This is a genomic window from Pseudoalteromonas sp. 20-92, assembly GCF_030847595.1.
Classification (GTDB): Bacteria; Pseudomonadota; Gammaproteobacteria; order Enterobacterales; family Alteromonadaceae; genus Pseudoalteromonas; species Pseudoalteromonas fuliginea.
The window spans coordinates 401604-410782 of record NZ_JANJGQ010000002.1 but is presented as its reverse complement, the minus strand read 5'-3'; the positions used below and the strand labels follow the sequence as shown (position 1 = coordinate 410782).

At 38.5% G+C, this 9179-nt stretch carries 9 protein-coding genes; 5 read left to right on the top strand and 4 right to left on the bottom strand.

Features of this window, described 5'->3' with window-relative positions; translation table 11 throughout:
- Positions 1 to 71 precede the first annotated feature (71 nt).
- Positions 72 to 2021, bottom strand: a complete 1950-nt coding sequence (locus NRL14_RS03705; protein ID WP_306724041.1) for a hypothetical protein — start codon at positions 2019 to 2021, stop codon at positions 72 to 74.
- A 277-nt stretch (positions 2022 to 2298) separates the two neighbouring features.
- Between NRL14_RS03705 and NRL14_RS03700 the strand changes: the two genes are divergently transcribed.
- A complete protein-coding gene (locus NRL14_RS03700) occupies positions 2299 to 2655 on the top strand; it encodes a putative quinol monooxygenase (protein WP_007377423.1) in 357 nt (118 codons plus the stop codon).
- A 479-nt stretch (positions 2656 to 3134) separates the two neighbouring features.
- Here the strand turns inward: NRL14_RS03700 and NRL14_RS03695 are convergent, their stop codons facing one another.
- Both NRL14_RS03695 and NRL14_RS03690 read right to left on the bottom strand, forming a co-directional pair.
- Positions 3135 to 3311 carry a 4-oxalocrotonate tautomerase family protein gene (locus NRL14_RS03695; protein ID WP_306724040.1) on the bottom strand — a complete coding sequence of 59 codons (177 nt, stop codon included), beginning with the start codon at positions 3309 to 3311 and terminating at the stop codon, positions 3135 to 3137.
- Positions 3312 to 3434: 123 nt separating this feature from the next.
- Positions 3435 to 4355, bottom strand: a complete 921-nt coding sequence (locus NRL14_RS03690) for a LysR family transcriptional regulator (protein WP_024604337.1) — start codon at positions 4353 to 4355, stop codon at positions 3435 to 3437.
- A 559-nt stretch (positions 4356 to 4914) separates the two neighbouring features.
- Between NRL14_RS03690 and NRL14_RS03685 the strand changes: the two genes are divergently transcribed.
- On the top strand, positions 4915 to 5400 hold the full coding sequence (locus tag NRL14_RS03685) for a hypothetical protein (protein WP_306724039.1): 486 nt from the start codon (positions 4915 to 4917) through the stop codon (positions 5398 to 5400).
- A gap of 33 nt (positions 5401 to 5433) precedes the next feature.
- Here NRL14_RS03685 and NRL14_RS03680 read toward each other — a convergent pair whose 3' ends face one another.
- Complete coding sequence (locus NRL14_RS03680; RefSeq protein ID WP_306724038.1) at positions 5434 to 6639, bottom strand: anhydro-N-acetylmuramic acid kinase; 1206 nt, start codon at positions 6637 to 6639, stop codon at positions 5434 to 5436.
- A 149-nt stretch (positions 6640 to 6788) separates the two neighbouring features.
- Here NRL14_RS03680 and NRL14_RS03675 point away from each other — a divergent pair, with 149 nt between their 5' ends.
- From NRL14_RS03675 to NRL14_RS03665, 3 genes are all read left to right on the top strand, one after another.
- The gene (locus NRL14_RS03675) at positions 6789 to 7292 is read left to right on the top strand and encodes a GNAT family N-acetyltransferase (protein WP_306724037.1); all 504 of its coding nucleotides are present in this window, start codon (positions 6789 to 6791) and stop codon (positions 7290 to 7292) included.
- Positions 7293 to 7462: 170 nt separating this feature from the next.
- Positions 7463 to 8491, top strand: a complete 1029-nt coding sequence (locus NRL14_RS03670; RefSeq protein ID WP_306724036.1) for an NADP-dependent oxidoreductase — start codon at positions 7463 to 7465, stop codon at positions 8489 to 8491.
- Positions 8492 to 8541: 50 nt separating this feature from the next.
- Positions 8542 to 9159, top strand: coding sequence for a glutathione S-transferase family protein (locus NRL14_RS03665; protein ID WP_306724035.1), 618 nt, complete (start codon positions 8542 to 8544; stop codon positions 9157 to 9159).
- Positions 9160 to 9179 lie beyond the last annotated feature (20 nt).

Below are 9179 nucleotides of genomic sequence, written 5' to 3'. Positions count from 1 at the left end.
AAAAGCAGTTAGCTTATGAGCAACTGACCACTTAATCTAGTCAAAACAAGTTATGCACTTACAATTTGAATCTAGGCCATAAAAAAGTTAACTTGCGATAAGTTAGTTAAATATTCTCGCCTTACGTTTTTATTCTCAGCTAGCTTATCTAAGTCACCAATTAAGGTAACTAGTTTATTATGAGAATGGCTGCTTGTTTTTTTAAACTCGTCTTGCTTTTCGTCGCTCTCAACACGCTCTTTTTTATTCATGTTGTAGCTGTTTTCGTTTTCTTCAAGCCAAATATCGTCAATTAAGCGAATGTCGCTTTTACTAACAGTTTGCTCTTGCATCGCCATTTGCAGCTCGTATTGATTAGTTTGCGGATTAAACTCAAACATTTTTGTATCAACATCAACCTCGTGAGACTGATTAAGCCCCACAAGCTCTTTATTTTTAACGGCGGTGTTTACGTTATAACTCTCTTCTTTGTCGTAATAATCAGGGCGACTGTATTGATAATCAAAGTGGCTACTTACATTTTTACTTTGCGTTACACCGCTAAGTTCCCCTAATTGGGCTTGTTCAGTCGCTTGGCTTAGCTCAATTGTACTTTTAGGTTGATAGTCGCCGTTATCAAGCGCATAAGAAAATGTAGCATCAAAATCAGCGAGCTTAGAAATACCCGCTCCTAATGTATTTGGCGCCTTATTACCAAGCCCTTGGTAACGGGCATCGTTTGTAATCATGTTATCAACCAAATCGGCAACCATAGCGCGCCCGTCATTAAAGTGCTGATCTGCAAGCGACTCCAAATTGCTATAACGCTCAGCCGCTGACGAAATACTTGTAAACGCGCCTTTAAACAATGCAAAGCCTTGTTGCATTGCCTCGTCGCCTTTGCGGCCAAATGCCGATTTTTTATCGTCCTCACTACTATTAACTCGACTATCTTCTAGGCTTTGATCAAGCGACGCTAAATACTGCTGCATTTGCTGCGTGTCTTTAGCGCCAATGGTTGACATATCGAGTGCAAAATCAATGTCGTTTTTCCCACCTACTGCTTTAAACACAAGTGCTTGCTGGTTTGATGCTTCATCAATGGAATAACTTAAATCAAGCGTATTCTGGGCAGTATCAAGCTCATCATTTTGCGTTGTTGAAAACGACACATTAAAACCGGCTAACTGCTCACTATTAAAGCCCGCTAAAAAATCTAAGCTCATGTCTGTTTGGTTTGGCACTATAATAGGATTAAATGAATTCTCACTCACTTTAAAAAATTCATCGGCCATTTCGCCAACACCCGCCATAACCTGCGTTAAAGCGCCATGTTCAGCCTCAGATAAATTGCCATTAACTTCGTAACTTATGCCAAAGCCATCTATCGCTTCACCTGTTTTTTCGTCATAACCTTGCGATGAGTTAAAGGTAATGTTTATAACATCACCTTCTTTAGTTTTTACCGAGAGCTCAAACAGGTAGTTATCGTCATCCTCGTATTTTGCGCGATTGAGGCTTTCCATGTATGGATTAAGTGAGCGCTCAACACGTTGCTGGCTTGAGGCTAAAAACGTTTTTTGCTCATGCCCAAGCTGACCTAAACTCGATAAAATATCACTGGTATTAGCATACGCGCCCTGAATGTTTTTAACCGACGTATTTAATCGCTCAATTAATTGAGTGCTGTTTTCGTTTTTTAATAACCCCTCATGCTGAGAGCTTATTACGGTGCGTAGGGCGAGTTCTTCATCGGAGAGTTTATAGTTAAGCATGCTAGGCGTGCTTGAAATAGTAAATAACGAGGTAAGCTGCTGTTGTAAAACGTCCTCTACTTTTTGATTACTAGCTATCGATTCACTGTTTAGCTGGCTTAGTAGCTCATCGGATATTTTTGGCGCGTTAGTTTGCAAATCATTAATAGCTTGAAGATCGCCGCTGGTGTGTAGCGTAGGAGTCACAGAGCTTTGGTTAGTGTTATTAACTGATTGGGCAAGCAAAGTGTTTAAATTAGCCAAACTGCCAAATGCATTATTAACCATGATTATCCCTAATCGCTAAACTCTATTAAGTAATTTATCGGTCGTTTGGTTAAAAGCTTTAGGTTATTTGAACGCTTAAATTTGAGCTCAACAATGAGCAGATTAAATCACAAGATCATGTTTTTATAATTGTTGATTAAAATTCCACTCTGAGTCGAAAATGAGCCTATTTATCCACTTTAGGACTGCATTTATAATGATTTTTAAACAGTTGTACTTGAAAATAACTATTTTCTTCCTTCAGGCTGTATAAAATTTAACTCGATGGAGAGTATTTATGAAAAATGAAATAACGTGCAATTTTTTTCTTGATGTGAAAGAAGGTAAATTAATAGAGTTCAAAGAACTCATTTATAAAATTGTGGATGTTGTAAAAAAGGAGCCTGGCACTTTAACGTACACATATAATATCAGTGAAGATGGGAAAAAAATTCACATCGTTGAGAGATATAAAAATATAGCGTCAATCATCAGTCATATTGATGAAAGTTTTGCGCCATTCGCGAAAGCTTTTTTATCCTTGGTTGATATTTATGCATTAAATGTTTACGGTGTTCCAGATAACAATTTACGTGAGAGACTGGACGTATTTGGCGCTAAATACCATGTATTAGTGGATGGGTTTTCTCGATAATAATACAAGAAAAGCACTAATATAAAATTATACACTTGTGAATATTACTCTTTTTATAAATAACCAGCTTATATATGAGGGCTATTTATCGACAAGAGAATTGCGCTAAAACCAGCAAAAACACGTATACATAATTGTTCTAAATAAAAATATTTAACCTGCCCCCTGGTTAAGAGATTTACTAACGTATTGAATCATGGTGATATTTAAATTTATTTTCTCTAGCCAGAGGTTTTCAGTGAAACAAGGCGAATTTACGCGTCAATAGCTGGCCTATTGCAAGTAAATTCAACGCCGTTAGCGTTTAAACTAGCTGCTTTTAATTTGCGACTCTATTAAAACAATTTCTGTGTATCTTCAGCATAAGCAATAATGAAAGGTATTTGTAAAAAAAGTATAGAAGAGAGCCATTGATTATAGTTCTAACTCCATCAATGGCTTATTTATATCTGTATACCTATGGTGATTTTTTTAGCGTTTCAGCAAAAAATTTCTCCTGAAATAGCCCAATCTTCTGTTTTTACATCATTAAAAATAACGTAAACATATTGCGGATCAACATCAGCATGTTTAGCTATTGATGCTGTCACTTCTTTTGCTATCGCTTGTTTAGCATGATCACGACCTTCAAACATTTGAATATTAACTACTGGCATTAGGTATCTCCTTTAATTAGATAGGTGTTAACTCGTCAACGATATGACGAAAACAGCATAACAAAGACGCATAAGTAGATAAATACGTAAAAAGGAGACTCTAAGTAGCATTAATTTCTACAATTAATTAAAATTACCCTCATCTGATAAGCGTACAAATTCGTCAATAATAAACCTGACACTGGGCAGGAGATGTTTTGTTTTTGGCCAAATAATATGTAACTCAGTTGAAGCAGGATTTAACTCTGGCAAAATTGGTACTAGCTTACCTTCATCTAGCCAAGGCTGAAGCAAAGACTTAGGGAACTGAATGATTCCCGCGCCAGCAATACAAGCATCGACCATAGCATCACCATCACTAATTTGATGAAAGGGCTTAGGATGAAAGCGCATATCATCACCATCGGTATTTTTAATTAACCAATGTAGTGAACTACCGCCTCGCCAAGCCACTATGCACTGATGGCTTGTTAACTCAGCAAGACTCGTTGGGGTACCTAAACGTGCTAAATAAGCAGGAGAAGCGGTTAAAATCAAATGTTGAGAAGTCAGTTTTCTAGCAACTAAATCACCACTATCTTTAATGGCACCAAATCGAATAGCTAAATCAAAGCCAGCATCGAGAGGATCAATAATTTTATCATTAAAAGTTACTGTTAGTTTTAATTGTGCATGTTGCTCAGCAAGCTTCAATAAAACAGGTAACACAAAAGAGCGACCAAACGCAGCTGGCACATCGATTCGTACTCGACCTGAAGGTTGGGATAATTTTGATTGTAACGCTAACTCTGCTGACTGAAGGGTATCTAATGCCAATTGACAGCTTGCTAAATACGCCTCTCCTTCAGTAGTTAAACTCAGTTTCCTAGTTGTGCGATGAAAAAGCTTGGTGTTTAAATGATTTTCTAATTTAGCAATGCTTTTACCTAATGCTGATTTGGAAATACCTAACTCTTCAGCTGCTGCGGTAAAGCTTTCATTTTTGGCCGCTGCGGTAAAATAGACAATGCCTCGAAAGGAATCAGATAACACTGTTGACGACATACAATAACACCTATTTATATGGTTAAAAATAAAACACTTCTTTCTAAATAATTCCCTTATATTTGGCCTTAGAACATTACGACCTCGCATGGTCACTCAACATCAAAAATCGACCGTCAAGGCTACTAAAATGTTTTGATGTAGTTACTTGGAATCATAGCCAATACTTCTCAAAAGCTCTAATTAGATGTAAGTTATCAGAGTATTCTAATTTCGAAACTATATCCAAATATTCTACTTTGTAAAAAACAGACTGTGTATCTAACTGAACTAGTTAAGAGGTTTACTAACACATTGAGACATGATTATATTTAAATTTATTTCTCTCTCACCAGAGACTTCCAGTGAAAACAAGGCGAATCTACACGTCAAATATTAACTTCATACCTTATAATTTCTGATTGAGAAATGATTTCAAAATCGAGTAAAAAAGGACCGATCCTTTTTGATCAAACCACTCAATAATTGTACTAATCAATGCAATTAGTCATAATTCTGTAACTTTGATCCGCGATAATCTTTATCCGATAAATGAATACACTCTAGAAGATTAAGTAAGATGAGTACACCTTTAGTGCAACTAACATTTGCACTGCAATCATTTGAAGATCCGATGTCTGCGGCTATGAGCCACACCATGGAATACGAAAAATTATCGCTTACAGCCAATGCTGCGCATAATATTACACTGCAATGTGTATTGCCTGATGCAGTCAATGAGGGCGATATAATTTCGCTTAGCGCAACACATCCAAGTGCGCGTGGTGCACAGTACTTTAGTGAGCACACACTCACTAATGCAGATCTTGAACGTGATTACGTAAACCTTACTTTGAGCCAAATTACACAAAGCCAATGCTTTGTAATGCAAATGATGCTGCACGGTAAACACGCAACTTTAAAAAACAGCCTACAATTCGATATGCATATTAACGCATTTGAACAAGGTTACTGCGCACCCTTTGTTAATGTAGAACGGACTAAACCACAAGGTATTCGTAGCTATTTTGCGAGTATGGGATCTACGTTTTTATCGCTGTTTTAGTGCTGGCTGCACTCTTTGCAGATTTATAAGTTATTAGTCTGCAAAACTTACTTTACCCATAGTGACTCCCGCGATACCTTGTGCAGTATTACTTAGGTGTTGCTGCTCTCCTGCTAGACATTCGTTTGCTAAAATAGCAAATAACACGGCCTCTTTTGCGTCGGGATTTATACCTAAATCGTCAGTATTTTTAAACGCCTTAATACGTGGACAAAGCGCTGTAAGTTGCGCCATTAGTAACGAATTATGAATACCGCCACCACTTGCATACACCACACAATTTTGTGCGCGCTCTGCACACTCGTTTAATGCATTTGCTATAACGGTTGCAGTAAAGGTATTTAAGGTGGCCATTATATCTTCATGGCTTAAATGGTGAGTATTTGTAAGTTGCTGTGCGGCGTTTAAATACGCTAAGTTAAATACCTCAGGCCCTGTGGTTTTAGGCATTGGGAGTTTAAAAAACGCGTTATTACATAATGCATTCAATAATGGCGTATTTACCTTGCCTGCTTTTGCTATTTTTGCGCCATCGTCATAATGCATATCTTTAAAATGTTGCTGTACGTACGCATCCATAATGGTATTACCTGGGCCAATGTCGGAGCTAAATACGCCGTTTGCATCACCATTTTTGGGTAAAAACGTTAAGTTAGCTATGCCGCCCATATTTAGCAAAATCCGACTTTCAGCAGCGCTCGAAAAATACAAATAATCGCCATACACAGCCAGTGGTGCGCCCTCGCCTCCTGCGGCTATGTGTTTTTGCCTAAAATCACCAATGGTTGTAATATCCGTAGTAACGGCTATTTGGTCGCTATCGCCAATTTGTAAGGTGCCATTAGTAAAGCTTTTGTGGTTATGCTGCGACTGCGGGCAGTGGTAAATGGTTTGCCCGTGGCTTGCTATTACATCAATACTTGCTGGGTTTATATTCCACTTAGCTAAGCACTGATTAACCATATTGCCATGGAGTTTACCTACCCACGGGTGCAGTAAAGTTACAAGCTCTAAATCGCACTCTCGTTTGGCAAATACCTGCTTTATTTTAGTTTTATAATCGTCGTTGTAATCAACAGTAGTAAAATTTAAAACCTCAATGTGAGTATTTAAGCCCGCGCCTGTTACTTTACACAGTGCAACATCAAGCCCATCCAGCGAGGTGCCACTCATTAAACCAATAATTAAACGGCTTGGTTTTTGGGCGCTGTTATAAAGCGCTTTAATGTGAGGGTGCATAATGGCATCTAAAATAGGTGTAATATTTTGCTTATATTAGAGGACTTTAAAACAAAGTAATAGCCGTAAACCGTTTAATTTAGGTTCTGATTGTTTAACTCTTAAATGATTGCTAAGTTAGCGTGCATACTAAAAATTTATGGAAAAATATGATCACCCTCAGAGATTTTAAAGCCCAAGACGCGCCTTTTATTATTAACACCTTAAATGATGAACAGGTGACTCGTTACTTATCGTCAAAAATTCCGTTTCCGTATACGCAAGCCGATGCTGATTGGTGGATAAACCAAGGCTCAAAAAACGGTATTATTAAGGCCATTGTTGTAAATGGGGAATTTGCGGGCTGTATTGGCATAACTTCCGGCGAATTTGAATACAGCCACAGTGGCGAAATTGGTTATTGGCTAAATAAAACCTATTGGGGGCAAGGCATTATTACTCGCGCTATTGAACTTACCTGCGAAGAAGCGTTTGCGCAATCTAACCTAAATAGAATTTTTGGCGCTGTGTTTGCTGGTAATACTGGCTCTATGAAGGCACTTACTAAGAGCGGCTTTGAGCAAGAGGCTGTGCTTAAACAGGCCATTTATAAAAACGGGGTGTTTTACAACAATCATATATTTAGTAAGCTCAAAGCAGACTCATTACTCTAATTAAATCTGCGCAAAGGTTGAATTATCAACCACCCGCCCAAAACTCCTTTATCAAGGTACGAATTGTACATATTCATACTGCTTAGCCGCGCATTATTGTTTAGCTGAACACGATTTTTAAAGCGTGAACATTCGGTAAGTAGTTTATTTATATTAATAGGAGATCTTTTATGTCTACGACTAGTCGCCAACTTACTCTTGAATCACGCCCTAATGGCGCTCCAACAGATGAAAACTTTAAATTAAAAACGGTAGAGCTTCCTGCATTAAAAGACGGCGAAGTTTTACTACGCACTATTTACCTATCACTAGACCCGTATATGCGTGGTCGTATGAGCGATGCTAAGTCGTACGCAGATCCAGTTAATATTGGCGATGTAATGGTTGGCGCAACAGTGTGCCAAGTAGAAGAGTCTAAAAACGATAAGTTTAGGATCGGTGAATGGGTCCTTGCCTACACCGGTTGGCAAGACTACGCCATTACCGACGGCGAAGGCTTAATGCAATTAGGTAAAGAACCTGCAAACCCTTCATACGCATTAGGTATTATGGGTATGCCTGGCTTTACAGCGTATATGGGTTTACTTGATATTGGCCAGCCTAAAGAAGGCGAAACCGTAGTTGTTGCAGCAGCAACAGGCCCTGTAGGCGCAACCGTTGGTCAAATAGCTAAAATTAAAGGCTGTAAAGTGGTGGGTGTTGCTGGTGGTAGCGAAAAATGTGCACAAGCAGTTGAAAAACTAGGGTTTGATGCCTGTATTGATCACAAAGCTGATGGCTTTGCGGAGCAGCTAGAAAAAGCCTGCGATAAAGGCATTGATGTTTACTACGAAAATGTGGGCGGTAAAGTATTCGACGCCGTACTACCACTCTTAAATACCGCAGCGCGCGTACCACTGTGTGGTTTAGTATCGCAATACAACGCTACTAGCTTGCCAGAAGGCCCAGACCGTTTAGGTATGCTAATGGGTCAATTGCTTACTAAGCGTATTAAAATGCAAGGCTTTATCATTTTTGATGATTACGGTGACCGTTACGACGAGTTTGCACAAGACATGCAAAAATGGCTACAAGACGGAAAAATTCAATACCGTGAGCACATGGTAGAAGGCATCGAAAATACAGTAGGCGCGTTCAACGATATGATTTGCGGCAAAAACTTTGGTAAAACAGTGGTTAAAATTAATAACCCACTTTAATTTTAAACGGCTTGTAAGGCCAAGCCCTTACAAGCCATAAAAGGACTGACATGATTAAACTACACCATTTAAATAAATCCCGTTCTAAACGTATAATTTGGCTTTTAGAAGAGCTAGATGTTGACTACGAAATTGTGGCTTACCAGCGCAATAAAGACACCTTCCTAGCCCCTGACGAATTAAAACATATTCATCAACTTGGTAAGTCGCCGGTAATTGAAGACGGCGGTTTAATTATTGCTGAATCAGGTGCTATTACCGACTACCTTATTTCTAAATACGGCAACGGTAAATTTGCTCCAAAAGTTAATACAGCTGAATATGTTGACTACCAGCAATGGCTGCACTTTGCAGAAAGTTCAGCAATTTTACCGCTTTTACTTAAAATGTTTGTACTAAAAGATGGCGCTAAAACACAGTTTTTAGAAGGCTATGCCAACGCTGAAACAGCTAAAGTAATTAGCTACTTTAACGACCGCCTTGAAAGTAAACGTTATTTAGTGGGCGATACCCTAACGGGCGCTGATTTTATGATGTCGTTTATTGTTGAAATTGTTAAAAACTCAGGCCAATTAGCGCACTTTAAAAACCTCGTCAAATACGACGAGCAATTACAAAGCCATGAAAAGTTTCATACAGCTAATGAGCTAGAAGCAAAGTACGACTAATAAATGATTTAATATAGATA